The organism is Rhodococcus oxybenzonivorans (assembly GCF_003130705.1).
In the GTDB taxonomy this organism is placed as follows: Bacteria; Actinomycetota; Actinomycetes; order Mycobacteriales; family Mycobacteriaceae; genus Rhodococcus_F; species Rhodococcus_F oxybenzonivorans.
In genome coordinates, this window is sequence record NZ_CP021354.1 from 214,613 (window position 1) to 239,140 (window position 24,528).

Below are 24,528 nucleotides of genomic sequence, written 5' to 3' on the forward strand. Positions count from 1 at the left end.
GTGGCAGGGTGGGGCGCCGTATGGACGATGTTGCAGGACACTGTCTCCTGCAACGCCGCCCACCGACTACCGCATCTGTTACGCCCGCGTGGTGACCTCGGAGTCGAACTGGTCGACCAGACTGCCACTGCCGATCCAGTCGAGGATCTGCTCGGTGTGCTGACCGAGAACCGGAGGGGCAGCGTGCTGAGTACGGACCAATGACTGTCCGTCCGCGGTTTCCATTCGCAGCGAGGGACCCGGTAATTGCACCGGCCCGACCACTGGGTGGTCGACCTCGAGGAGGAGTCCCTGGCTACGGGTTTGTTCCCATTCGTAGACCTCGTCGATGGTGCGGATCGATCCCGCAGGCACACCGGCTGTTTCGAGGGCGGCGAGGACTTCGGCCCTGGTGCGGTTGGTGAAGTCCGCTTCGATAGCGGCGATGAGCGTGTCGCGGTTGGCAACCCGGTCCCGGTTGACGGTGAACCGGGGGTCATCCGCCGACAGCCCGGCGACGGGAGCGAATTTCGCCCAGATCGCCTCACTGCCGACCGCGATCTGCACGTATCCGTCGCCGCACCGGAAGCTGCCGTACGGTGCGATCTGGGGGTGGTGGTTGCCGGACCGCTGCGCGACCTGTCCGCCGACCGTCCACTTGGTGCCCTGGAAGGTGTGGGCACTGACCGCCGCGGCCAGCAGCGACGTGCGCACCACCATGCCTTTGCCGGTCTTTTCCCGGGATGCCAGCGCCGCCGACACCCCCGCGGTTCCGTGCACGCCGGCGAGGACGTCCGCGATCGGCACCCCGATACGGGTGGGCTCGCCGTCCGGGGTTCCGGTCACGGACATCAGGCCGGCCTCGCCCTGGGCGATCTGGTCGTAGCCGGCGCGGGATCCTTCCGGGCCGTCGTGGCCGAATCCGGTGATCGACAACGTGATCAGCCGTGGATTGAGCTCCTCGAGCACGTCGGTCGGAAAGCCGAGGCGGTCGAAGGCTCCGGGCCGGAGGTTCTCGATCAGCACGTCCGCCCGCCGGATCAGCCTGCGCAGCGCCTCGCGCCCGTCCTCGCTCTTGAGGTCGAGGACGATCGATTCCTTGTTCCGGTTCGCCGACATGAAGTACGACGACTGCGGGTCGTCTTGCGGCCCGACGAACGGCGGTCCCCAGGTGCGGGAGTCGTCGCCGGTGCCGGGGGCTTCGACCTTGATCACCCGGGCCCCGAGATCGCCGAGCATCATGGCGGCGATCGGGCCGGCAAGCGCACGGGAAAGGTCGAGCACGAGGATGTCGTTCAGTGGTCCGACAGTCATGGAATTCCGTTCAGTCCAGAGTAAGGAAGCGAGGGGTCAGAGTGTGCGCAGGCGCACGTTGACCTGCTTGGTCTGGGTGAAACCGGCGATCATGCCCTCGAGTGACACCTCGCGGCCCAGGCCACTCTGCTTGTAGCCGCCGTAGGACTGACCCACCATCTGGCCGCCACCCTGGTTGACCTGCACCCACCCGGTTTCCAGGGCGTGGGCAGTGGACAGCGCCAAATCGAGATTGTGTGTCCAGACGTAGGCGGCGAGCCCGTAGTGCGAGTCGTTGGCCATCGCAACGACGTCGGCGTGGTCGGTCCACGGGATGGCGACGAGGGCGGGTCCGAAGATTTCCTCCCGGGACAGGCGCCAGGAGTTGTCGGCTCCGGAGAACACCGTCGGGCCCATGTAGTAGCCCTCGGATTTGCCGACCTTGTCGGGGGAGCCGTCGAGGACCGTCGAGACCTTGTTCGAGCTGAGGCCGTCGTCGAGGAAACCGCAGACCGACGCGAACTGTGCCTCGTTGATGATGGCGCCCATGTCCGTGGCCTCGTCCAACGGGTTGCCGACCTTCAGCCCGGCCAGGGTGGTGACGAGCCGGTCGAGGACGTTGTCGTAGATGTCCTGGTGCAGGAACAGCCGGGAGCCGGCGGTGCAGCTCTGGCCCTGCCTGTGTACGCGGGTCGAGAGCAGCAGCTGGTTGATGAAGTCGTCGTTGATATCGACGTCGGGAAAGACGATCGACGGGTTCTTACCGCCGAGTTCGAGGGAGACGTGTGCGAGGCGGCCACCCGCTTCACGGGCGACGCGTCGCCCGACCTCGGTGGAGCCGGTGAAGGAAACCTTGTCGACGTCCGGGTGCTGGACCAGCGCTTCGCCCGCCACAGAGCCCTTTCCAGTGATGACGTTGAGGACACCGGCCGGCAGGTGTTCGGCGCAGATCTCGGCGAGGAGCAGCACGCTCAGCGGGGCTGCTTCGGCGGCCTTGACCACGACGGTGTTGCCCGCGACGAGGGCAGCGGGGATCTTGAATCCGGCGATCATCAACGGGGAGTTCCAGGGCAGGATGCAGCCGATGACGCCGAGCGGCTCCTGGCGGGAGTACTGAAGCTGGTCATCCCCAGCGGGCAGGACCGTGCCCTTGATCTCGCCGGCGACACCGGCGAAGTAGCGGAACAGATTCGCCAGGGTCTGCACTTCGGGGCGGGCCTGAGTGCGCAGCGCGTTTCCGGTGTCGAGGGCGGTCAGCCGGGCGAGCTCCTCGGCGCGGGCGTCGATGGCGTCGGCGATCTTCGACAGAATCCGGGCGCGGGCGGTGAAGTGCTGAGACTTCCAACGCGGAAAGGCCTTGTGGGCAGCACGGACGGCCTTGTCGACGTCCTCGGCGCTCGAGGTCGGCACACGGCCGATCACGTGCTTCCGCAGAATAGGAGTGGTCACCTCACTCCACTGACCGTCGAGAGCTTCCACCCACGCCCCGTCGACGAACATCGGGTAGTCGCGGGCTTCGGGAATCTGAAGGTCCGCGAGGGAGGTCTGGGTGGAAGTCATATGGCGTCTCCTAGCTGTATCGTGCGCGGGCAGCATGAGCACGGTTCATGCGTCGGGCAGGACGTAAGTCAGTGAATCGCCGTCGAAAACTCCGATGGCGAGGGGTGATACATCTACGATGCGGTGCGAGTACGCGCGGGTCAATCACCAGATCCGCTACCCGGGTGCGCAAAAATGCGCCACCACTGCGCGCGGGCACCCGCACATCCGCAGGTGCCCGTCGGGTGACCGAGAGCGGGCCGAGCGTCGCAAGCATCGAAACGGGTACCGGAAACCGCACCTCGGTTCTTATCGGTGATGGGGCGTTCCGGAATACCTTTTTGCGTAGCGCGCAGTAACACTCGCCGCCGAATACTTACCCGTACCCGGCGGTTTCATGTATTCGTGTTTTGCGACGCGAAAAGGCCCGTTGCCGAACATTATTCGGGCACAAACTCGCCTCGAGTACTTGAATTCGACACAAGTGCCAACGGTGTCGAAGATGATCTTGCTCGAAATTCTGTATTACGCGCGAGTAACCATTAAAGCTGTTTATGCTGCGGTCCACACTGGGATTTATCCCCGCTACGGGGTGCTGGTCCTGGTACAGACGAAGGAGAACCGTTGACCAAGACGGCGGAGCCGAAGATCGCACTCGTGATACCCGACGCCACCCCTGAGGGGGAGGACCGTGCCGGCGGGTTCGGCGCATGGAACGCGCTGAACGCAGTGACGGGAGTCGTTGGGCAGGGTCGAGTGGTCCTCGAGGAGTCGCTCCGCCTCGGGCGCGAGCTGACGAAGATCACCGTGGGCCGCTCGGATGTAGGGCCGGCCGCGGGCGATCGGCGGTTCACCGATCAGGCGTGGACGAACAATCCGATCTACCGCCGCGTGCAACAGACCTACCTTGCATCCGTCGACGCGGTCGAAAGTGTCGTCGAAGACTTGGGCCGACGGGTCGATGACCGCCACGCGCGGGAAGCGGCGTTCGTATCGACCGTCCTCACCAGCGCGCTCGCACCGACGAACTACTTGCCCACCAACCCGGCGGCGGTGAAAGAGGCGTTCGACACCGGTGGGATGAGCCTGGTTCGTGGCGCCCGCAACTATGTGTCCGACCTGCGCCACAACGGTGGGATGCCGCGGATGGTCGATCCCGACGCCTTCACGGTCGGCGTCGATCTCGCCGTGACGCCGGGTGCCGTCGTCGCCCGCGACGAGGTCGCCGAGGTGCTGCAGTACACGCCGACCACGGAGACCGTATACGAGCGCCCCGTACTCGTGGTGCCGCCACCGATCGGCCGCTACTACTTCCTCGACCTGCGCCCCGGTCGCAGCTTCGTCGAGCACGCTGTGTCCCGCGGACTGCAGACGTTCATGCTGGCGTGGCGTAATCCGCAAGCAGAACAGGGTGACTGGGACCTCGACACGTACGCGCAACGTGTGTCGGACGCGATCGACGAGGTCCGGGAAATCACCGGCAGTGATGACGTCAACGTGATCGGTTTCTGCGCCGGCGGCCTCATCACCACCGCCCTGCTCAACCACCTCGCCGCCACCGGGGACACCCGCGTGCACAGCATGTCGTACGCCGTGACAATGCTCGACTTCGCGGACCCGGCCGGCCTCGCGGCGTTCTCGGGACCGAGACTGCTGCAGCTGGTGAAGGGGCGGTCCCGGCGAAACGGCATCATCTCGGCACGCGACATGGGCAGCGCCTTCACGTGGATGCGCCCGAACGACCTCGTCTTCAACTACGTGGTCAACAACTACCTCATGGGACGGACGCCGCCGGCCTTCGACATCCTCTCCTGGAACGCCGACGGCACCAATCTGCCCGGAGCGCTGCACGTCCAGTTCCTCGACATCTTCGAGAACAACACACTTGCGACGCCGGGAGCGATGACCGCGCTCGGCACGCCCGTCGACCTCGGCAGGATCACCGTCCCCACCTTCGTCTCCGGCGCGATTGCCGACCACCTCACCTCCTGGAAGAACTGTTACCGCACAACCCAACTGCTGTCGGGCGACACCAAGTTCGTGCTCAGCTTCTCCGGACACATCGCCAGCCTCGTCAACCCGCCCGGCAACCCGAAGTCCCACTACTGGGAAGGCGGAGAGCCGGGACCCGATCCCGAGGCGTGGCTCGCCGCGTCGACGAAGAAGACCGGCAGCTGGTGGGAATCCTGGGCCGATTGGGTCTCGGAACGGGCCGGCGAGCGCATCGCCGCGAGTACACGCCTGGGCAGCGACGAGCACACCGTCCTCGGCGACGCACCCGGTCTCTACGTGCGCGACCTGAAAGCCGGTATTCCCGTGTAAATTGCGGCCAGGGATCGCCCGGCCTGCATGACGGTGCGGTCGGGTCGCACGATCGCCGCGGTCGCGTACCCGTCGGCGAGCCAGCGACCAAGGTCGGAGTTGGGCGGGGCGGGCACGACGACGGCGCCGCGGCGTTCGATCTCGTAACGCTGGCCGGCGGACGGCTCGATCGTGGTGACGAGCAGGAACCGTGCGGGCGTGCTGTCGTCGAGTCGACGGCCGTCACCGTCGAGAATTGGGTTGGGACACAGGTTTCCGGCCAGCCCCCATGCGGGCGCGGGCCGGTGGACGAATTCTGAGCGGCGCAGCGCTGGGGTGGTGCTGTCGGTGATCTTCGCGGCTACTCCCGGTACCCGTCCGGCCAAGGGAGCGAGGCGCCTTCGTACCACGTTACCGACGCGACCGCCCTCGGTCATTGCCCAGCCGATCGTAGTCGCGAGTCGGATCATGTGGTGGGCGTGAGGCTTCCGTTCCTGCTCATAGGTGTTCAGGCAGCTGTCGGGAAGGGTGCCGTCGAGGACGCCGGTGAGCTTCCAGGCCAAGTTCGCGGCGTCGCGAAGTCCGGCCCCCATCCCCTGTCCGACGAACGGGGGCGTCAGGTGCGCTGCGTCGCCGAGCAGGAAGACGCGGCGGTCGCGCCACCGGTCGGCGACCTGCGCCTTGAAGGTGTAGTCGGTGACCCGGACCAGTTCGAGGTCGGTATCAGGGACTTGCCGGGTCCAGGGAGCGATCAGGGGCCGCAGTGCCCCCAGGTCCTGGAAGTCCGCTGCGCTCTCCCCGGGCCGGAGCCGGAACTCCCACCGGTAGCGGTTGCCACCGATCCGCATGTACGTCGCGGCGCGGACCGGATCGCACACCTGATGAACACCTTCCCACTGGTGCAGGTCGGCGTCGGTGGCGATGTCGACGACAAGCCAGCGCTGCTCGAATCCGAGATCCTGCATGCGCGAGCCGATCGACGACCGGACCACACTGTTCGCGCCGTCGCAGCCGAGGACGTACCCCGCTCGAACGAAATGACGTTCACCGGTGAGATGGTCGGTGAATGCCACTCGCGCACAGTCGCGTTCGTGTACGACCACGGTGACGGCACTGTTTTCGCGCAAGCGCACGGTGTCGTACCTGGCCAGCCCGGTGCGCAGCAGTTGTTCGAATTCCGGTTGGTCGAACATGTTGGCCTGCGGGAAGCCGTGCGCGCTGCTTGCCGGGTCGCGACGAAACTCGGCCAGCGTTCTCGTCTCGCGGTCGACGAGCCGTAAACCCTGCGCCGGGCGGGAGATGCCGGCAAACTCCTCGGCCAGCCCGAGTCGGGCGACGATGCGGTAGACCTCATCGTCGAGGTGTACCGCCCGCGGCTGCGGGTAGACGCCATTCCACCGGTCCAGCACCAGGACGTCGACGCCGTACTGCCCCAGCAGGGTGGCGGCGGTGATTCCCGTGGGTCCGGCTCCGACGACGACGACCGGGTACCGCTCCACGCTCATGCCGTCACCTCCAGCCGCCAGACCAGTGGATAGCGATCGAGCGCGGGTCCGACGGCGGCACCAGCGGCCGCCGCGACGGTGACGACCACCGAACCGTCCTCGACGATCGCGCCGATGTGGCCGATCCCGGTCACCGAGGCCAGGGCACTCACCGGGCGAACCTGACCACGGTCCGCTGGATCCCCAGGTCCAGGACACCGTCGTCCGTGGCGATCGACAGCTCCATGACATCGCCGTCCTGCAGGTAGTGGGGGTTCTTCGCCTGAGCCTTGAAGAAGAACTTCCACTTGACCGCAGGCGGCAGCAGCGAGCCGATGATCTCGACCGGCTTGGACGGCGCCTTCAGAGCGGTACCTCCGGGAGTGCCGGTGAGCAGCAGGTCTCCGGCATCGAGTCGCTGAAACTTGGTCAATGCCTGCAGCGCCTGCACCGGCCGGTAGATCATGTCCGACCCGACCGTCATGTTCTGCCGGACCTCGCCGTTGACGCGCAGCTGCAGTCGAAGATCATCGAATCGCTTGAAGTCGCCCTCCTCCAGCAGCACCAAAGCCGGGCCGACCGGGGTGAAGGTGGGATACGACTTCGCTTCGTAGAACTGCGTTTTCGGGAGCTGCACGTCCCTGGCCGACACGTCGTTCGCGATGACGAGACCGGCGACGAAGTCTGCAATGTTGTGCTCGTCGATCGAGGCACCCACCGGAACGGGTCGGCCGAACACCAGTCCCGCCTCGACCTCGTAGTCGAGGAAGCGAACATGGTCGGGTTTGATCACGTCCGCGGACGGGCCACTGATCGAACCGGACGCCTTTCGGAAGAACGTCAACGGGACGGTATCCGGGTTCATTCCCGAATCCTTCACGTGCGAGACGTAATTCGTCATCTGCGCCACCACTCGGCACGGAGAGGTGACCGGCGAGAGCAGCTCCAAGGTGTCGATCGGGACCGTGGCCGTGGCCGTGGCAGCGGCCTCGATCGCCGCCCGATCGGCGAGAAGTGCGGCCGTCGTGGTGGCAGCGGAGTCGACCTGGGTGGCGCCGCGCGGGGTCTGCACCCACCAGCCGTCGTGGGTGCGGAGGACGGAAATACTCATGAAGAAGCTACTTTCAACAGGCCACGAAGGCGTTGGAGGTCGAACTCGTTGTCTCCGCGGAGCGAAGAGATTGTCGCGCGCAGTTCGCGTAGGGACTCCCGGCCGGGAGCGGTACCGAGAAAATCGCTGGTCGCCGGCGGGCCCCACTGCGCCAGACCGGAGGCGCTCATCGGCGCCCAGCCGGGTTCGAGGGCGGCGTCGAACATGTCACCGTCACTGAAATGCTCGACCAGGAAACCGTCCGGGTCGCGCCAGTAATCGAAAATCTGGCTGCCCTGGATGTGACGGCCGATCCCCCACGAGCGACGGTAACCCCGCTCCCGCAGGTATTCGCCGCCTGCAGCCAAGGTGTCGAGGTCGCAGACCTGGTACGCCGAGTGCATGTAGCGATTGGACGGGCCGAGGGTGAGAGCCACGGTGTGATGATCGGCGGGAGTGTCGCCACGGTCGCAGCGGACAAAACTCATCACCGGCCCGCGCTGCCGCTGGCCGGGGTAGTACTGGAAATCGCTCACGATCATTCCCAGATGCTGCAGATACCAATTCAATGTCTCGAGGTAGGTGGTGCTCTGCAGCACCACGTGACCCAACCGCTGCACCGACACCGGCTCCCGTGGTGGGCGCTGCGTCGCGTTAGTCCGTTCCGCCGTGCGTCCGACGTTGAGGGTGACCGGAGTCTGCGCGGGCAGTGCGGGTAACCGGCGCACGCCGGAGACCACGCGCACCGAACTCCCATTCGGGTCGGCCAACTCGACGACGATGCCGCCCAGGCTCTCGGGCAGCCGGTCGACACGACGGCCGGTGGCCTCGGCCAGATGCAGCACGTCCGCGTCATCGGCGGCGAGGAACGCCGCTCCCAGGAATCGGGAACGGGGGCCCTTCTTAATGATCACGCACGGCGTTCCAGCGTCGGTTCCCCGTAGCTGCAGTTCATCTCGGGTCCGTGAGGCGGTGGTGAATCCGAAGGCGTGAGCGAACATTTCGGCCCGGTCGAGGTCGGGTTTCGCGAATTCCAGCCACGCGAGATCGTGCACCTTGACGATCGGGTTCGGCGCCCGGCCGGGGTGTTCACCGCGCCGTGCGCCCTGTTCGCTGTGCAGATCGGCGTGAGCGTCGATGTGTCTATTCATGAGCTCTCCTCAAGTGAATGACGATATCGTCACTCATGAGTGGACCGTCAGTCAAGGATCCTGACGAAATCATCATTTCTGAGCGTCGGTGTTATCGTGGGCGGGTCTACACACAACAGAGGCGGTGACACGACCCTTGACCACCGACGATGCACCAGCGAGTCGACTGGAACGACGAAAAGCACGCACGCGGGCGGCTCTCATTCGTGCGGCACAAACCTTCATCGCCGAGGGAAATCTCAGTGTTCCCGTACTCGAGATCACCCAGGCCGCCGACGTCGGAATGGGCTCGTTCTACAACCACTTCGACAGCAAGGAAGAGCTCTACCGGGCAGCGATGGACGCCGCCCTGGAAGCGCACGGCCAACTCCTCGATCACCTCACCGGCGACCTCGAGGACCCCGCCGAGACGTTCGCGCAGGCTTTTCGGCTCACCGGCCGCCTCTTTCGCAAGGAGCCCGACCTCAGCCGCGTGCTGCTCAACAACGCACCCGACCTGATCACCGCCGACCGCGGACTCGCCCCCCGTGCCCTTCGCGACATCGAGGCAGCCACCGCGACCGGACGCTTCACCGTTCGTGACCCGGAACTGGCGCTGGTCCTGACCGCCGGAGCGCTCATCGGGCTCGGCCAGCTACTGCACGCTCGCCCGGACCGTGACGCCGCCGAGGCCACCGACGCACTCGCCGAAGACCTGCTGCGCACCTTCGGGTTGACCCCGGACGACGCTCGCGGAGTCAGCCGCCGTCCGCTCCCCGACCTCGACAGTGTCGTAGGCGGATCCGCAGCCTGACGTCAGCCGCGCACCGTTCTCACGGTGACCCCGATGCTGTCAGCGTCAGGACGCGCAACCGTCAGTCGTCGGCGACAATCGCTCGGGCGACTTTGCCGCCGTACTGTTCGGCCTGATCGCTCGGAAGCCCGGAGTCGGTGAGAATCGTTTCGACCTCGTCTATCGCTGCGACTTTGGCGAGAGCACGGTGTCCGAACTTCGAACTGTCCGCGAGGACGACGGTGCGCGCCGCAGCCGAGATGATCGCTCGTTTGAGCGGTACTTCGAGCGTGTTGGTATTGGTGATTCCTGCAGTCGGATCGATGGCGTCTGCTCCGAGGAAGGCCCAGTCGGCCGAGTAGTCGGAGAGGAAGTCGACGGCGCGTTCGCCGACCAGGGTGAAGACGGATCCGAGTAGCTCGCCACCGGTGACCAGCAGGCGGACGGCGGGGATGGTGGCTACGTACTTGCCGATGCGAAGGTCGTTGGTGATGATCGTCAAGTCAGCTTTGTGACGAAGCTCCAGAGCGACCTGGTAGGTGGTCGACCCGCTGTCGAGGATGACCGTGTCGCCATCGGCCACGTGCTGCGCTGCGCGCCGTGCGATCGCGATTTTCTCGGGTCGTCGCTCGGTTTTCTTTACCGCGTAGGGGATTTCGGAGGATGCGCCTGTGACGGGCCGCGCTCCGCCGTGCGTTCGTTCGGCTTGGCCGGAACGAACCAACGTGTCGAGGTCACGCCGAATCGTCGACGCGTCCACGCCGAGCTCGCGTGAGAGAACCTTCGCCTCGACATAGCCGTCGACGTGAAGGCGTTGGAGTATTTCGCCACGTCGTGTGGTTGCGGACAAGAAACACTCCTTGGAACTCGGCTCGATGCACTCGCGGATCAGGTCTGCCCGGATCCTACCGTCTCATGCGCGGTTATTGACAGTCCGAACGCGCAAACGGCATGATTGCACGCACTTGCTGCGCGATATCGTGCAGACGTGGGTCTGTGGCTTGGGTCGGCGGTCGAGCAAACGTCAAGGAGTTCCCGATGCAGTTGGGTGTGATAGGTCTAGGGCGGATGGGCGGAAACATGCGCGAGCGTGTTCGTGCCGCGGGTCACGAGGTCGTCGGCTTCGATTTCGATCCCACCGTGCGTGACGTCGACTCGGTGGCCGAATTGGTCACTCGCCTCAGTGGCCCCAGGGTGGTGTGGGTAATGGTTCCTGCCGGTGAGCCGACCCGCTCGGTGATCGCCGAGCTGAGCGGGCTGCTCGGGCCCGGAGATCTCGTGATCGAGGGCGGAAACTCGCGCTTCTCGGACGATGAGTTCCACTCCGCTGTGCTCGGTGAGCGCGGAATCGGTTATCTGGACTGCGGCGTATCGGGCGGAGTATGGGGCCTGGACGAGGGCTACGGGCTGATGGTGGGCGGTGACGACGCCGATGTTGCACGCGCCATGCCAATCTTCGATGCACTCACGCCCGAGGGGAAGCGAGAGGACAGTTTCGTGCATGCGGGGCCCGTCGGCGCCGGCCACTACGCCAAGATGGTGCACAACGGTATCGAGTATGGATTGATGCAGGCGTACGCCGAGGGATACGAACTTCTGGCCGCCGAACCCCGCATCACTGCCCCCGACGCTGTGATGGGTGCGTGGCGGCAGGGCACCGTGGTGCGCTCCTGGCTACTCGACCTTCTCGTCGCTGCGCTTCGGCAGGACCCGGGATTGAGCTCGATATCCGGATACACGGAAGATTCGGGCGAGGGGCGCTGGACGGTCGAAGAGGCCATCTCCCACGCCGTGCCGGTCCCGGTCATCTCGGCTGCCCTCTTCGCGCGTTTCTCCTCCCGCCAGCCGGATTCACCTGCCATGAAGGCGGTTTCGGCTCTGCGGCAACAATTCGGTGGACATCAGGTTCGGAGCATGGAGGCGGTTCAGTCGTGATCAAGCTGGGATACAAGGCGTCGGCGGAGCAGTTCGGTCCGCGGGAGTTGGTGGAGCTGGGTGTGCTGGCGGAGGCGCACGGGATGGATTCGGCGACGGTGTCGGATCATTTCCAGCCGTGGCGGCACGAGGGTGGGCATGCGCCGTTCTCGATTGCGTGGATGACGGCGGTGGGGGGAGCGGACGGAGCGGTTGCAGTTGGGGACGTCGGTGATGACGCCGACGTTTCGGTACAACCCGGCGGTGGTGGCGCAGGCGTTCGCGACGATGGGGTGTCTGTATCCGGGTCGGGTGATGCTCGGGGTGGGTACCGGTGAGGCGCTCAACGAGATCGCGACGGGTTTTGCGGGGCAGTGGCCCGAGTTCAAGGAGCGGTTCGCGCGCTTGCGGGAGTCGGTGCGGTTGATGCGGGAGCTGTGGCTCGGGGATCGGGTCGATTTCGAGGGCGAGTTTTTCTCCACGAAGGGGGCGTCGATTTACGACGTGCCCGAGGACGGGATCCCGGTGTATATCGCGGCGGGTGGTCCGGTGGTGGCCCGGTATGCCGGGCGCAGTGGGGACGGGTTCATTTGTACGTCGGGTAAGGGTATGGAGTTGTATACGGAGAAGTTGCTGCCGGCGGTGGCGGAGGGGGGCGGCGAAGGCGGAGCGCGATGTCGCGGAGATCGACAAGATGATCGAGATCAAGATTTCGTATGACACCGATCCGGAGTTGGCGTTGGAGAACACCCGGTTCTGGGCGCCGTTGTCGTTGACGGCGGAGCAGAAGCATTCGATCGATGATCCGATCGAGATGGAGAGGGCGGCGGATGCGTTGCCGATCGAGCAGGTCGCGAAGCGGTGGATCGTGGCGTCGGATCCGGATGAGGCGGTGGCGCAGATCAAGCCGTACCTCGACGCCGGGTTGAATCATCTGGTGTTCCACGCGCCCGGACACGACCAGAAGCGGTTCCTCGAGTTGTTCGAGAAAGACCTTGCCCCGCGGTTGCGAGGACTCGCATGACACACAACGTCACCACTACGCCGCTGTGGAACAAACTGTCCGATCACCACTGGGAAGTCGCGGCCACGCACCTTCGGGAACTGTTCGACGCCGACCCACATCGGGGCGAAGATCTGAACGTCACGGCCGGCGATCTCTACATCGATTACAGCAAGCATCGTGTCACGCGCGAGACGGTCGGCCTGCTACTCGACCTCGCCCGGGCCGCCGGAGTGGAACACCACCGTGAGGCGATGTTCACCGGCGAACATATCAACACCTCCGAGGACCGGGCTGTTCTGCACACTGCTCTGCGCGCGAACCCCGAGCGCGAGCTGATCCTCGACGGACAGAACGTGATCGAGGACGTGCACGCGGTGCTGGGGCGGATGGGTGAGTTCACCGACCGTGTCCGGTCCGGCGTGTGGCGCGGGGCCACCGGCGAGCGCATTCGTACGGTGGTCAACATCGGGATCGGTGGATCCGACCTCGGTCCGGCCATGGCATATCGCGCCTTGCGCCATTACGTCGACGGGCCCGAGGTGCGGTTCGTCTCCAATATCGACCCCACCGATCTGCTGTCGAATCTGACCGACCTGGACCCGCGCACCACACTGTTCGTCGTTGTCTCCAAGACCTTCTCCACGCTGGAGACGATGACGAACGCATCCGCTGCCCGGCGCTGGATCACCGGCGCACTGGGGGAGGATGCGGTGCCCCGCCATTTCGTCGCGGTGTCCACCGACACTGCACGGGTCACGGACTTCGGCATCACCGCCGACAACATGTTCGGCTTCTGGGAATGGGTGGGCGGACGGTACTCGGTCGGGTCCGCCGTCGGGCTTTCTGTCATGATCGCGATCGGACGGGAACGGTTCACCGAGTTCCTCGGCGGGATGCGGGCGATCGACGAGCACTTCCGCACTGCGCCACTGGAATCGAATGCGCCCGTCATCCTCGGCATGCTCGGTGTGTGGTACTCGAGTTTCTTCGGTGCCGACTCGCGGGCCGTGCTGCCGTACGCGAACGACCTGGCCAGGTTTCCGGCGTACCTGCAGCAATTGACCATGGAATCGAATGGCAAATCGGTGCGGGCGGACGGAACTCCGGTCGGCACCTTCACCGGCGAGGTTTTCTGGGGAGAACCAGGCACGAACGGGCAACATGCGTTCCATCAGCTTCTGCACCAGGGCACACATCTGATCCCCGTCGACTTCGTGGGATTCACGGAGCCGGTGGAGGATCTACCCACCCTCGACGGCATCGGATCCATGCACGATGTGCTGACCGCGAACCTCCTCGCACAATCGAAAGTTCTCGCGTTCGGCAGGACCGAGGCCGAGATCGCCGAAGACGGGACACCCGCCGAGCTCGTCCCACACAAGGTGATGCCCGGAAACAGGCCTTCGACAACCATTTTGGGCACAAAGCTCACGCCATCGACCCTCGGACAGTTGATCGCCCTGTACGAACACCAGGTATTCGTTCAAGGCGTCGTCTGGGGAATCGACTCGTTCGACCAATGGGGAGTCGAGCTCGGTAAGACGTCGGCTCTTGAACTGGGTCCCGCCTTGTGGGACCAGGGCGGCGCACCGGAGGTCGGGGACAGCTCCACCGCCAGTCTGATTCGTCTCTACCGGCGAGCGAGGAAGGAACGCAGTTGCCTGCCCTGACGGTGCGGCTGCCCGTCCCCATCGCCGAGGAGTGGGACTGGCAGCTGTCCGCGGCCTGCCGGGACACCGACCCCGCGGTGTTCTTTCACCCCGACAACGAACGAGGCGAACCCCGTGCGCGTCGAGTGCGTGCGGCCAAACAGGTCTGCCGGCGGTGCCCCGTGCGGGACCGGTGCCTCGAATATGCACTCGGATCCTCCGAACGCCATGGCATCTGGGGTGGTTACACCGAGGACGAGCGCAAGAAGCTGCGAAGGCCAGTTCGCTGACTGAGTGACTCGCTTTCATCTGGGCGGTTGATCAAGCCTGCGGCCTCCTGCAGAGTCGTTGGTCGCAGTGAGTGGCAGGCGCAGCGCTGCCGGGGCGTGTGCTGGAACGGCCGGCGACCGGGGTGTGATGGGGGCAAGCCGACGGTATGGCTCGGATTGTGGCGGCCGCGGGTCGGCGTCGCCGTTGTTGGGCCAGAACGAGAATGCGCGCGCAGCTTGTGCGGTGATAGTCAGTGACGGATTGACGCCCAGGTTTGCGCTCACTGCGGACCCGTCGACGATCGATAGGCCCGAATAGTTGAACACGCGGTGGTACGGATCGGTGACGCCGGTCTGACGTGCGAACGGATGGGCCCGGGTAACTCCTGACGAGGCGGAATATCTGAACTAGTTCTGATGTAGTGGTAGGTATGGGCAAGTCGCCGGTTACCACAACGTTCTCCGCCTTCTTGAGGGCACCGAAGGAGGTACTCGGCGTTCTCGAGGACAATGGTGAGGTGGTGCTGACGCGTCGGAACGCTCTGGCTTTGCGGTTGACCCAGGAATCGGCGAGCCGCGCGGAATTGAGCACCCTCGGCGTTGTCGGGCAGCTCTTCGCTGCTTCCCTGGACGAGGCGGCGCTCGATCGGGTCGCCACCCGCCTTGCGGTGGCTCTGCCGTGGATCGGGTTGCTGCCGGCGGGGTTGCACGCGGAGTTCATCGCCGAGTTCCAGGCCATCGCGCGGGCCTGCATCGCGGTGGCCAGCTTCGATCGGCTCGCGATTCTGCTCGAGGCATGGCAGGCCACAGCGGAGGCGTATGCCGACCCGCGCCTGACCGCCGACGGCTCTGATCTGGAGTACCTCGACGTTCCCGAGGTGGTCACGGAACCGGTCCGCGACGCGTGAGCAGGAAGGGCGGAGCGGTTCCTCGTCCGGCCAAACGGACCGAATGGCAGCTGGTGTTCGCCACCCGCGACGCGGAGAAAGGGTGGACCGATCTGCTGGCCACTGCCCGCAACGCCACGGTCGACGCGTGGGACACCCTCACCCGGGAACCGACAGTGCAGAGGCCGCGGCTGTATCAGCTCAAAGGCGACTACGCCTACGGGAGGTACAGCGGACGTAACTTCGCCCGCTACCAGCTTCGGCGATGTCGGTGGGGTCGCCGGTGCGTTTCTGGGGGACTTTGGAGACGAGTTTGTCGCGGGCGGGTCCGTTCATGCAGGCGAGCATCGGGGTTTCGATGAGTCCGGGGGCGATGGCGTTGGCGGTGATGCCGTCGCGTGCGGCTTCGAGGGCGATGGTTCGGGTGAGGCCGACGATGCCGGCCTCGGCGGCGACATAGTTGGCCTATCCGAAGTTCCCGCGCCAGCTCATCGAGCTGAACGAGACGATCCGTCCGTAGGTGCGGGCGCGCATGTGCGGCAGGACGGCCTGGGCGCAGAGGAACGATCCGGTGAGCGATACGTCGATGACGGCGTGCCAGTCCTCGACAGTGATGTTCTCGATTCGGTTGTCGCGGATGATGCCGGCATTGTTGACCAGGGCGTCGATGCGTCCGTGGGTGTCGGCGATCGTGTCGACCCAGTCCTGCACCTGCGGGGCGGAGGCGGCGTCGACGGGGTGGCTGGTGGCGGGGCGGCCGTAGCGGTCGGTCAGCTCGGCAGCCAATGCTTGTCCGGCGGTGTCGTTGTTCTCGGCGATCGCGACGGTGGCGCCGTGGCGTCGACAAAAGAACAACTTGTCATCGCCGCCACCAAACACTTCTTCGGCGCCGCCGCGGACGAGATCGAAGCCGCCGTTGCCGACGAGTCCGATCCTCGTAAGCGGATTACGACGTACCTCGGTGGTGTCGCATCGGCGATGCGCCGCAACTCGCGGGCGTTCTAGGCGACATGGTTTCGTACGCACCGACGGCGGAGATATGCGGCCGCAATACCGCGCAGGCCGCGCAGCCGGTGCACGAATTGATCGACGAGGGCGTCGAAGCCGGGCGCTTCCGCGCCACCGACGCCGCATTCGCCGCCCAGCTGGTGGCATTGGCGATCGACGCCGTCCAGTCGGGGCTACTCCTCGAACGCACCGGACTATCCGCCGCCGATGCCTTCGGAGAGCTCGGCGACCTCCTGCTCCACGGCTTGCTGCGCACCGATTAGGCGCGATTACCGGCGGAAACGGCGAACTGCGGAATTCCCATCAGTCCGAATGTGGCGCCACGTCTGAAATCGATCGGGTCGTGTTCCGCATAACGCCCAGGAACCAATCTGGTTGACCTGCAACGTCGTTTCCGAAACGGTCGTCACCACGGTAGCGCGGCTGCCGACTGCCCAGCAGGTCCCGCCTTCTAGTGGCCGTCGATCCCCTCGAGCAGTTCGTGGATGGTGGCTGTCTCGGCGGCTTCTTCGGTGTCGTCGAACAATGGTCGGATTCCTCGAGCGGCCATGATCTGGTCGTTGCCGGCGCCGGCGGCGATCATGGGCCAGACCAGGGCGTCGTCGCCGACGATGAAGTCGATGACGACGGGGCGGTCGTTGATAGCGCGGGCTCGAGCGATCACTGCGTCGACGTCATCCTCGCGTTCGCAGCGCAGTGCGACACACCCGAGTGCCTCGGAGAGCTGCACGAAGTCGGGGATGCGGCGCGAATGGGTGGCCAGGTCGACGTTCGAGTAGCGGCCGCCGTAGTGAATTTCCTGGAGTTGTTTGACCATGCCGAGGTTTCCGTTGTTGATCACGGCGACCTTGATCGGGACGCCCTCGATCGCGGCGGTGGCCAGTTCCTGGTTGGTCATCTGGAAGCAGCCGTCGCCGTCGATCGCCCATACCTCACGGTCGGGTGCACCGAGTTTCGCGCCCAGCGCCGCGGGCACCGCATAACCCATCGTGCCGAGGCCGCCCGAATTGAGCCAGGTGCGCGGCTTTTGGTAGCTGATGTAGTGGGCGGCCCACATCTGGTGCTGGCCGACGCCGGAGCAATAGATCGCATGGGGACCGGCAGCCTTGCCGAGAGCTTCGATGACGAACTCCGGTGACAGGGCTCCATCACGTGGGCGGTCGTAGCTGACCGGGTAGGTCCGGCGAATCCCGTCGAGGTAGTCGCGCCAGCCGGTCAGGTCGATTGGTCGGCCTTGGTTGCGGCGGGAACGTATCGTGTCGATCAGTGCTGTGATGGTCTGCTTGCAGTCACCGACGATCGGCACGTCGGCGAATCGGTTCTTGCCGATCTCGGCGGGGTCGATGTCGGCGTGGATGACCTGGGCGCCGGGCGCGAACGAGGCCGCTTCGCCGGTGACGCGGTCGTCGAACCGGGCACCGAGCGCGATCAGCAGGTCGCTCTTCTGGAGCGCGGCGACGGCGGCGACGGTGCCGTGCATGCCGGGCATCCCGTAGTGCAGGCGGTGGCTGTCGGGGAACGCTCCGCGGGCCATCAGCGTCGTCACGACGGGAATCCCGGTCAGCTCCGCGAGCAGCGCCAGCTCGACCGACGCCTCGGCCTTGATCACACCCCCACCGACGTAGAGGACAGGCGCCTTCGCGGCGGCGATGAGGTCGGCGGCCGCACGGATCTGCTTGCCGTGTGGTTTGCTGACCGGCCGGTAGCCGGGAAGGTGAGTCGCCGGTGGCCAGGCAAAGGTGGTGGTGGCCTGCAGGACATCCTTGGGGATGTCGACGAGCACCGCGCCGGGGCGCCCGGTGGCGGCGATGCGGAACGCCTCCGCAAGGGTGCGGGGGATGTCTTTGGGGTCGGTGACCAGGAAGTTGTGCTTGGTGATCGGCATGGTGATACCGCAGATGTCGGCTTCCTGGAAGGCGTCGGTGCCGATCATGCCGCGTCCGACTTGCCCGGTGATCGCCACGACCGGCACCGAGTCCATCTGCGCGTCGGCGAGCGGGGTGACCAGGTTCGTCGCGCCCGGGCCGGATGTTGCCATGCACACCCCGACCTTGCCGGTGGCTTGGGCGTAGCCGGTGGCCGCATGTCCAGCGCCCTGCTCGTGTCGCACCAGCACGTGAGGCAGCCGCTGGGAATCGATCAGCGGGTCGTACACCGGCAGGATCGCCCCGCCCGGGATACCGAAGACCACCTCGACGGCGAGCGCTTCGAGTGAGCGCACCACCGCTTGGGCGCCGGTCACCCGGATCGGGTGGTGTTCGGGGAGAGCGGTGGCTGCTGCGGCAATCCGGCTGGGCGGCTCGCTGTCGCACATCGCCGGGAGGGTTCGCTGCGGAGCGGAGACAGGAGATTGCACAAGAAGTCCTCGAGTCGGATCCGTGCTGCACATGGTGCGCGCGGTTTGCGGTAACGGGTCGGACCCCGCCGTTTACGATGCGTCGAAAACCGTGCGGCGGTGTCGTTGTCCGGGTCTCCGGCCTCGTGGGCTCTCCCGGTAGGCGATCGAGAAACGGCGTGTCTTTCTCGTGCCTGCGTGATCTCAGTCAAGCAGCGACCGGCAGATCCGGCAACCAGCACCTATGAGGGTGAGCAATCTGCACGCCGGCGCTGATGCTAGAGCAGAATCTGGTGGTCATCCTGCACACCGTCGACGCTGTCGGACGAAATCGCTCGTCGCCCTGCCAGCCGGAACGAGTGATCCACCGAAGATGTTCGTGGAGAGACTCTCTCGTCGCGATGCAACCCGGCAACCGGTGGGCGCCATTGTGGGGCGGCCACCGGTGTGGATCACACGGCTACGCGTGTCATCGCGGCAGTGCCTGAAGCCGGGGCGGGCGAGTTTGCTGGAGCAGAAGTCCCTCGAGTATGTCCGGGTCGCGAAGTCGACGTCGTTGATCAGGGTGGGCGTCACCATCGTGAGAAGGCGTTTGTAGAACACGACTGGGGTGATGCCGAACTCGGGGAGGATGTATTCGTCTCCTCCGCCGAATCGGGACCATTTGGTGGCGAACGCCAGCATGGCCTTATCGTCTCGGGTAGTCATGAATCCTTGTCGTCCCCCGAGGGTGTGCTGTGTCCTGTCAGAGATCGTTTGGGGTGAAGCCGTTTTCGAGTCGGTTCTTGACGGTGGTGAGGAAGCGGGCGGCGTCGGCGCCGTCGACGATGCGGTGATCATAAGAAATCGACAGGTAGGCCATCGAGCGCACGTCGATGCGGAGCTCGCCGTCGTGGCGGGTCGGGATCAGTCGCTCGACCACTGCACCGACACCGAGGATGCCGGTTTGGGGTTGGTTGATGATCGGGGTGTCGAACAGTGCACCCCGGCTGCCGGTGTTGGTGAGGGTGAAGGTGCCGCCGGATAATTCGTCTGCGGTGATCTTTCCGGTGCGCACTTTCTCGGCCTTGTCCGCGATCGCCCGGGCCAGCCCCTCGATCCCGAGATTCTGGGCATCGCGGATCACCGGCACCATCAACCCCTTTTCGCTGTCCACCGCCATGCCGAGGTGGCAGTGGTCGTAGTAGGTCACCTCGGTGACGTTGGGGTTCAGTGAGGCGTTGAGGACCCGGTGCTCGGTGAGTGCGTCGACGGCCGCTTTGGCGAAGAACGGCAGGAACGAGAGCTTGAGTCCGGTGCGAGCGAGGAAGTCGTCCTTGTGGGCGGCACGCAGCCGGGCGATCGCGGTGACGTCGACCTCGAGCACCGTGGTCAGCTGCGCCGAGGTCTGTAGTGACTCGACCATCCGCTGAGCGATGGTGCGCCGAATCCGCGGCAGCTTCTCGGTGACAGAGCCAGCCGCAGCGGACTGCTCCCGCGGCGCGGGTGGTGCCGTCGGTTCCGGGGTGGGTTCCGGTTTCGGCGTCGGGGGAACGGTCGGCGCCGAAACCGGAGGCACCGCAGCTGCGGTGGGTGCCGAAACCGCAGGAGGTGCCTGAACTGGGGGCACCGGCGAAGCGTGTGTCGGTGCGGCGGCCGCACCGTCCGACGAGTCGGTGATGACAGCGAGTTCGGCGCCGACTGTCACTACGTCATCCTCGTCGGCGAGGATGCGCTGGAGAATTCCGCCGACGGGGGACGGTATTTCGGTGTCGACCTTGTCGGTGGCAACCTCGAGCAGTGGTTCCTCGGCTTCGATGCGGTCGCCGGGCTGCTTGAGCCACCGGGTGATGGTGCCCTCGTCGACGTTTTCCCCGAGTGCCGGCATCCGCACCGTGGTGTCTTCGAGTTGTTCGGTTGTCATGGTGTGGTGTGCTCCTGGCCTGTGGGCGTGCGGGTCTCGGTGATCAGGGGAGGATGTCGAGTGAGGCGCGGACGATGCTGTCGGTGTCGATGCCGTGGTAGCGGTAGACGTCGTCCAGGGAGCCGACCTGCCCGAACTTGCTGACCCCGAGGCAGGTGCTGCGCACGTGGTTGATGCCGGCGAGGAATGCCAGGGTGTGCGGATGCCCGTCGAGGACGGTGACGATCGGGGTGGCGCGATCGGCGGGGAAGAGTTGGTCGAGGATCCAGCTCTCACCGGGCCCGCGGCCCTGCCGTGCCTGGACGGCCTCGAACAACAAGCCGGGGCTGGTGACGCAGACGACGTCGGCGGGGATGCCCTGTTCGGCGAGACGGTCGGCGGCGGCGAGGGCTTCGGTGATCATCGCGCCCATGGCGACGATGGTGACCTGGGCACCGTCGCGGCGGATCAGCGGATATCCGCCGGCCACCACCTGCCGGCGGCGGCGTTCGCGGGCCGCCGGGTCGGTGGGCACCGCGGCGAGGGTTTGATCGACGGGGCGGGTGGACAGCCGCAGGTATGCGGAGGTGCCGTCGGGGCGGCCGAGCCGGCCGATGCTGGCCAGCAACGTCCACTCGGTGTCGATCGCGAAGGCCGGTTCGTAGCTGATGCACCCGGGCTGTTCCAGCCCGATCGACGGGGTCTTGATCGACTGGTGCGCACCGCCTTCGGCGGCCAACGTGACGCCGGAGGGGGTGCCGACCAGGATCGACTGTCCGCCCGCGTAGATGCCGTACGACCAGGGTTCCAGCGCCCGTTCGACGAACGGGTCGTACATCACCCCGATCGGGAACAGCGGTTGTCCCCACCGGCTCCAGGTGGCGCCGAGCTCACCCATCAACCCGACCAGGTTGGTTTCGGCGATGCCGAGTTCCATGTGCTGCCCGGTGGGCCGCTCATTCCAGTGCATGATGGTCTCGCGGTCGTCGTCGAACCAGTTGCGGCGCTCGGCCGCGGACCACACGCCGACCTTGTTGACCCACCCGCCGAGGTTGGTCGTCGAACTCACGTCGGGACTGACCGTCACCACCCGCTTGGCGGCCTCGGGGGCCTCGCGGGTCAGGTCCAGCAACACCCGGCCGAGCGCGGCCTGGGTGGTCGCGGTGCCCTTGGGGGTGCGGCCGATGTCGGTGGGGATCGTCAGCGCGGGCGCATTCTGGACCGGGTCCCGGCGCAGCCGCTCCGCGTTACTCGCGCACCGCCTCCCCGCCGCGGAGTCGGCGGCGAACCGGCCCCACGGATTTGCCGGGTCCATACCCAGATCGGCGGCGAGCGAAGCGTATTCCTCGATCGACAGCAGCGAGGAGTGGTTCTGCGGGTGTCCCTGGGTGGGCAGCCCGTATCCCTTGATGGTGTAAGCGATGATCACCGTGGGCCGGGTGTCGTCGATCTGCCGGTATGCGGTGGTCAGCGCGGACAGGTCGTGACCGCCGAGGTTGCGGATGGCCGCGGTCAGGGTGGCGTCATCGAGGCCGGTGATCAGGCCGCTGATCTCGGTGCTACCGGGGCCGTCGCCGGGCAAGCGGGTGCGGACCTCGTCGGCGCTGCACCGCAGCAACCGCTGGTACTCCGGGTTGGGCATGTCCAGGATCCGGGTGCGCAGCGCCTGCCCACCGGGGCGGGTGAACAACTCTTCGAGCAGCTTGCCGAATTTGACGGTGATCACCTGCCACCCGGCGGCGTCGAACATCTTCTCCAACCGGTTCGCAGCAATCTTCGGAATCACCCGGTCCAGGGACTGCCGGTTCAGGTCGACGATCCACACCACCTCGCCGAGGTCGGCGATACCGGGATCGAGGATTGCCTCCCAGACGGCGCCCTCGTCGAGTTCGGCGTCTCCGACGAGGGAGTACTGGCGACCGGTCCCGGCCCCGCCGGTGGTGGTCTGCACGTAGCGGCGGGCCATGGCACCCCAGATCGGGGCGGTGGCGCCGATACCGACCGAGCCGGTGGAGTAGTCGACGGTGTCGGGGTCCTTGGACCGGCTGGGGTAGGACTGCAGGCCGCCGAATTCGCGCAGGGTGGTCAGGTACCTCTCATCGAGTTCACCGAGCAGGTAATTGATGCCGTGCAGCACCGGGGAGGCGTGCGGCTTGACTGACACCCGGTCACCCGGTTGGAGCTGTTCGAACCACAGTGAGGTCATGATCGAGATCATCGACGCACAGGACGCCTGGTGACCACCGACCTTCAGGCCGGTGGGATTGGGCCGGATCCGGTTGGCGTGATGGATCATCGAGGTGGAAAGCCACAACACCCGCTGCTGGATCGCTTCGAGTGTCTCCAGGTCCACTGAACCGCCCGCTTCTGCGACGGGGGTCGCTGTTCCGGGGGCGACGGGCAGGGTGTTGTGCATCGGATTCTCTTTCCTCACATGTGCGAATCGCTGCGGACGAGCGCAACTACAAGAACGGCTCCGACGGGGTGGCCGAGGAGCAATCCGCTCGACCGGTGACGGGTGCGTGCGGTCGGATGCGGTTTCGGAATGCGGCGGTGCTGGTCTGGTCTGACCGCCGCCCACCTGTTATAACAGTGGATCAGGAAGTTGCGGCCTGCGCAATAGTCGGTGCCGAGAATGAGCAGAATGCACACCGGCAGGACACTCCAGGGAAGGTGGAATTGGCACAATGCCAAGCACGCACAAAGCGGACCAGATCGATGCCCGGCTACTGCTCGCGCTCGCCGAGTCGCCGCGGGCCACGACCATTGCCCTGGCAGACCGGATAGGGCTCTCACGCAACACCGTTCAGGCCCGAATGGGCAAGCTCGACGACTCGCACGCGCTGCGCACATTCGAGCGTCGCATCGACCCGGCAATCCTCGGCTATCCGTTGCAGGCGTACATCCTGACCAACGTCACCCAGCGCAAACTGGCCCGGGTCGGGGCGGCGCTCGACGGCATTCCCGAGGTGCTCGAGGTCCTCGGCCTCAGCGGTGTCGCGGATCTCCTCATCCACGTCGCCGTCCGGGACGCCGACGACCTGTATCGGGTGGCGGGGGACATCCTCGGAATCAAGGGGGTCAAACGCACTACCACCGCCTTGGTCATGCGCGAGATGGTCGACTACCGGATCGCGCCGTTGGTCGAAAAGCTCATCGACTGACACCGGTCGATCCACGCCCGGACCTGCGCCGACCCGGTGTCATAACATGCCATTGAAGGGTGACACGATGTCGAATAGACGGAGATGGTCGTGACAACGAGCACGAGAACCCCGCAACCGCTGGTGCGGTCGCTGACTCCGACCTCCGTTCCCGAACAGGTCGCCAAGGAAATCCGGCGCTCGATCCTCGCCGGTGAACTCCGTCCACGGCAGACATTCTCGCTGCGGGAAATCTCCGGACAGCTCGGGGTGAGTTTCATCCCGGTTCGGGAAGCACTCAAAGAGCTCGAAGCGCAGGGTTTGGTGGTGACCCGCCCCGGGAAAAGCGCGATGGTCGCCCCGCTTTCGCACGACGACCTGCACGGAATCTATCGGCTACGACGACAGCTGGAACCGGAAATCGCCGGCCGCGCCTGCAAAATGCTCGACGAATCCGACTTGCGTCGCCTCGACAGCTACGTGGCCATGTTCGGCGACGAAAGCCTCGACCTCGACGACATCTACCAGACACACCACGCCTTCCACTACGAGCTGCTCCGGCCCGCCGCCACGGCCTGGGACCTGCGCGTACTCGACGGCCTGTGGCACGCCGCCGAACGGTATGTCCGGCTGGCATTCTCGGGTCTCGAGGCCAAACCGAACGAACACGGGCGGCGGGGACACGTCCATGCCGACATCCTGACCGTCGTGCGCACCCGCAATATGAGGAAGGTCGCCGCGGCGACCCGCCAGCACCTCGACGACAACGAACAGATCGCGCTTCGGGCGCTCGACCCGATCGCGCCCTGAACACTGCCGGCTCGGC

21 protein-coding genes and 3 pseudogenes are annotated in these 24,528 nt (G+C 65.8%); 11 read left to right on the top strand and 13 right to left on the bottom strand.

All coding sequences use genetic code 11. The features are described 5' to 3' along the window. Window positions 1–78: 78 nt before the first annotated feature. Window positions 79–1,293: a CaiB/BaiF CoA transferase family protein gene (locus CBI38_RS01050; RefSeq protein WP_109325651.1), complete on the bottom strand. Its 1,215-nt coding sequence runs from the start codon at window positions 1,291–1,293 to the stop codon at window positions 79–81. 36 nt (window positions 1,294–1,329) lie between these two features. Beyond that, entirely contained in the window at window positions 1,330–2,832 is a 1,503-nt protein-coding gene (locus CBI38_RS01055; protein ID WP_109325652.1) for an aldehyde dehydrogenase family protein, read from the bottom strand. 603 nt (window positions 2,833–3,435) lie between these two features. Between CBI38_RS01055 and CBI38_RS01060 the strand changes: the two genes are divergently transcribed. Further along, the gene (locus CBI38_RS01060) at window positions 3,436–5,133 is read left to right on the top strand and encodes a PHA/PHB synthase family protein (RefSeq protein WP_109325661.1); all 1,698 of its coding nucleotides are present in this window, start codon (window positions 3,436–3,438) and stop codon (window positions 5,131–5,133) included. On the opposite strand, the gene mhpA is transcribed toward CBI38_RS01060, so the two are convergent. The 4 genes from mhpA to CBI38_RS01075 are packed head-to-tail and all read right to left on the bottom strand — an operon-like array spanning window position 5,097 to window position 8,837. After that, entirely contained in the window at window positions 5,097–6,617 is a 1,521-nt protein-coding gene (mhpA, locus tag CBI38_RS01065) for a bifunctional 3-(3-hydroxy-phenyl)propionate/3-hydroxycinnamic acid hydroxylase MhpA (RefSeq protein WP_109325662.1), read from the bottom strand. The two genes, CBI38_RS01060 and mhpA, sit on opposite strands and share 37 nt — an antisense overlap. Further along, window positions 6,614–6,769, bottom strand: coding sequence for a hypothetical protein (locus tag CBI38_RS37695; RefSeq protein WP_162603171.1), 156 nt, complete (start codon window positions 6,767–6,769; stop codon window positions 6,614–6,616). Before CBI38_RS37695 ends, mhpA begins: the two co-directional genes overlap by 4 nt. After that, window positions 6,766–7,707 carry a fumarylacetoacetate hydrolase family protein gene (locus tag CBI38_RS01070; protein WP_109325663.1) on the bottom strand — a complete coding sequence of 314 codons (942 nt, stop codon included), beginning with the start codon at window positions 7,705–7,707 and terminating at the stop codon, window positions 6,766–6,768. Before CBI38_RS01070 ends, CBI38_RS37695 begins: the two co-directional genes overlap by 4 nt. Then, complete coding sequence (locus CBI38_RS01075) at window positions 7,704–8,837, bottom strand: VOC family protein (protein ID WP_109325664.1); 1,134 nt, start codon at window positions 8,835–8,837, stop codon at window positions 7,704–7,706. Before CBI38_RS01075 ends, CBI38_RS01070 begins: the two co-directional genes overlap by 4 nt. 136 nt (window positions 8,838–8,973) lie before the next feature. Between CBI38_RS01075 and CBI38_RS01080 the strand changes: the two genes are divergently transcribed. Next, window positions 8,974–9,630: a TetR/AcrR family transcriptional regulator gene (locus CBI38_RS01080; protein WP_418328303.1), complete on the top strand. Its 657-nt coding sequence runs from the start codon at window positions 8,974–8,976 to the stop codon at window positions 9,628–9,630. A gap of 61 nt (window positions 9,631–9,691) precedes the next feature. Here CBI38_RS01080 and CBI38_RS01085 read toward each other — a convergent pair whose 3' ends face one another. Beyond that, a complete protein-coding gene (locus CBI38_RS01085) occupies window positions 9,692–10,459 on the bottom strand; it encodes a DeoR/GlpR family DNA-binding transcription regulator (protein ID WP_109325666.1) in 768 nt (255 codons plus the stop codon). 188 nt (window positions 10,460–10,647) lie between these two features. On the opposite strand from CBI38_RS01085, the gene gnd reads away from it, so the two are divergent. From gnd to CBI38_RS01105, 4 genes and pseudogenes are all read left to right on the top strand, one after another. After that, on the top strand, window positions 10,648–11,544 hold the full coding sequence (gnd, locus tag CBI38_RS01090) for a phosphogluconate dehydrogenase (NAD(+)-dependent, decarboxylating) (protein WP_109325667.1): 897 nt from the start codon (window positions 10,648–10,650) through the stop codon (window positions 11,542–11,544). After that, window positions 11,541–12,547, top strand: a pseudogene (gene fgd, locus CBI38_RS01095) (glucose-6-phosphate dehydrogenase (coenzyme-F420)). Before gnd ends, fgd begins: the two are co-directional and overlap by 4 nt. After that, window positions 12,544–14,199 carry a glucose-6-phosphate isomerase gene (gene pgi, locus CBI38_RS01100; protein WP_109325668.1) on the top strand — a complete coding sequence of 552 codons (1,656 nt, stop codon included), beginning with the start codon at window positions 12,544–12,546 and terminating at the stop codon, window positions 14,197–14,199. The pseudogene fgd and the gene pgi overlap by 4 nt, the downstream one beginning before the upstream one ends. Next, window positions 14,187–14,468, top strand: coding sequence for a WhiB family transcriptional regulator (locus tag CBI38_RS01105; protein WP_109325669.1), 282 nt, complete (start codon window positions 14,187–14,189; stop codon window positions 14,466–14,468). Before pgi ends, CBI38_RS01105 begins: the two co-directional genes overlap by 13 nt. Before the next feature lie 15 nt (window positions 14,469–14,483). On the opposite strand, the pseudogene CBI38_RS01110 reads toward CBI38_RS01105, so the two are convergent. Next, window positions 14,484–14,804: pseudogene (locus tag CBI38_RS01110) on the bottom strand (GMC oxidoreductase); the annotation flags it as partial. Window positions 14,805–14,917: 113 nt separating this feature from the next. Between CBI38_RS01110 and CBI38_RS01115 the strand changes: the two are divergent. Further along, window positions 14,918–15,355, top strand: coding sequence for a hypothetical protein (locus tag CBI38_RS01115; protein WP_109334785.1), 438 nt, complete (start codon window positions 14,918–14,920; stop codon window positions 15,353–15,355). Between the two features lie 180 nt (window positions 15,356–15,535). Here CBI38_RS01115 and CBI38_RS01125 read toward each other — a convergent pair. Next, a pseudogene (locus CBI38_RS01125) lies at window positions 15,536–16,213 on the bottom strand (SDR family oxidoreductase). Between CBI38_RS01125 and CBI38_RS38740 the strand changes: the two are divergent. Together CBI38_RS38740 and CBI38_RS38745 are read left to right on the top strand one after the other, a co-directional pair. Next, complete coding sequence (locus CBI38_RS38740; protein WP_230990305.1) at window positions 16,169–16,339, top strand: hypothetical protein; 171 nt, start codon at window positions 16,169–16,171, stop codon at window positions 16,337–16,339. The pseudogene CBI38_RS01125 and the gene CBI38_RS38740 overlap by 45 nt on opposite strands. A 5-nt stretch (window positions 16,340–16,344) precedes the next feature. Next, entirely contained in the window at window positions 16,345–16,605 is a 261-nt protein-coding gene (locus tag CBI38_RS38745; RefSeq protein ID WP_230990045.1) for a hypothetical protein, read from the top strand. Window positions 16,606–16,793: 188 nt separating this feature from the next. Here CBI38_RS38745 and CBI38_RS01130 read toward each other — a convergent pair whose 3' ends face one another. The 4 genes from CBI38_RS01130 to CBI38_RS01145 form a co-directional block, all read right to left on the bottom strand. After that, on the bottom strand, window positions 16,794–18,656 hold the full coding sequence (locus CBI38_RS01130) for an acetolactate synthase large subunit (RefSeq protein ID WP_109325674.1): 1,863 nt from the start codon (window positions 18,654–18,656) through the stop codon (window positions 16,794–16,796). Window positions 18,657–18,974: 318 nt separating this feature from the next. After that, window positions 18,975–19,385: a hypothetical protein gene (locus CBI38_RS38750; RefSeq protein ID WP_230990046.1), complete on the bottom strand. Its 411-nt coding sequence runs from the start codon at window positions 19,383–19,385 to the stop codon at window positions 18,975–18,977. Between the two features lie 37 nt (window positions 19,386–19,422). Next, complete coding sequence (locus CBI38_RS01140) at window positions 19,423–20,580, bottom strand: 2-oxo acid dehydrogenase subunit E2 (RefSeq protein ID WP_109325675.1); 1,158 nt, start codon at window positions 20,578–20,580, stop codon at window positions 19,423–19,425. A gap of 43 nt (window positions 20,581–20,623) precedes the next feature. Then, complete coding sequence (locus tag CBI38_RS01145; protein WP_109325676.1) at window positions 20,624–22,975, bottom strand: transketolase-like TK C-terminal-containing protein; 2,352 nt, start codon at window positions 22,973–22,975, stop codon at window positions 20,624–20,626. 271 nt (window positions 22,976–23,246) lie between these two features. Here CBI38_RS01145 and CBI38_RS01155 point away from each other — a divergent pair, with 271 nt between their 5' ends. Next, entirely contained in the window at window positions 23,247–23,723 is a 477-nt protein-coding gene (locus CBI38_RS01155) for an Lrp/AsnC family transcriptional regulator (protein ID WP_109325680.1), read from the top strand. Between the two features lie 84 nt (window positions 23,724–23,807). Further along, entirely contained in the window at window positions 23,808–24,512 is a 705-nt protein-coding gene (locus tag CBI38_RS01160) for a GntR family transcriptional regulator (protein ID WP_109325681.1), read from the top strand. Window positions 24,513–24,528 lie beyond the last annotated feature (16 nt).

Bases quoted from the DNA above. Each gene is read 5' to 3' on its own strand.
- CBI38_RS01050 (WP_109325651.1), bottom strand. From the start codon at position 1,293: ATGACTGTCGGACCACTGAACGACATCCTCGTGCTCGACCTTTCCCGT.
- CBI38_RS01055 (WP_109325652.1), bottom strand. From the start codon at position 2,832: ATGACTTCCACCCAGACCTCCCTCGCGGACCTTCAGATTCCCGAAGCC.
- mhpA (WP_109325662.1), bottom strand. From the start codon at position 6,617: ATGAGCGTGGAGCGGTACCCGGTCGTCGTCGTCGGAGCCGGACCCACG.
- CBI38_RS01070 (WP_109325663.1), bottom strand. From the start codon at position 7,707: ATGAGTATTTCCGTCCTCCGCACCCACGACGGCTGGTGGGTGCAGACC.
- CBI38_RS01075 (WP_109325664.1), bottom strand. From the start codon at position 8,837: ATGAATAGACACATCGACGCTCACGCCGATCTGCACAGCGAACAGGGC.
- gnd (WP_109325667.1), top strand. From the start codon at position 10,648: ATGCAGTTGGGTGTGATAGGTCTAGGGCGGATGGGCGGAAACATGCGC.
- pgi (WP_109325668.1), top strand. From the start codon at position 12,544: ATGACACACAACGTCACCACTACGCCGCTGTGGAACAAACTGTCCGAT.
- CBI38_RS38745 (WP_230990045.1), top strand. From the start codon at position 16,345: ATGGTTTCGTACGCACCGACGGCGGAGATATGCGGCCGCAATACCGCG.
- CBI38_RS01130 (WP_109325674.1), bottom strand. From the start codon at position 18,656: ATGTGCGACAGCGAGCCGCCCAGCCGGATTGCCGCAGCAGCCACCGCT.
- CBI38_RS38750 (WP_230990046.1), bottom strand. From the start codon at position 19,385: ATGACTACCCGAGACGATAAGGCCATGCTGGCGTTCGCCACCAAATGG.
- CBI38_RS01140 (WP_109325675.1), bottom strand. From the start codon at position 20,580: ATGACAACCGAACAACTCGAAGACACCACGGTGCGGATGCCGGCACTC.
- CBI38_RS01145 (WP_109325676.1), bottom strand. From the start codon at position 22,975: ATGCACAACACCCTGCCCGTCGCCCCCGGAACAGCGACCCCCGTCGCA.
- CBI38_RS01155 (WP_109325680.1), top strand. From the start codon at position 23,247: ATGCCAAGCACGCACAAAGCGGACCAGATCGATGCCCGGCTACTGCTC.
- CBI38_RS01160 (WP_109325681.1), top strand. From the start codon at position 23,808: ATGGTCGTGACAACGAGCACGAGAACCCCGCAACCGCTGGTGCGGTCG.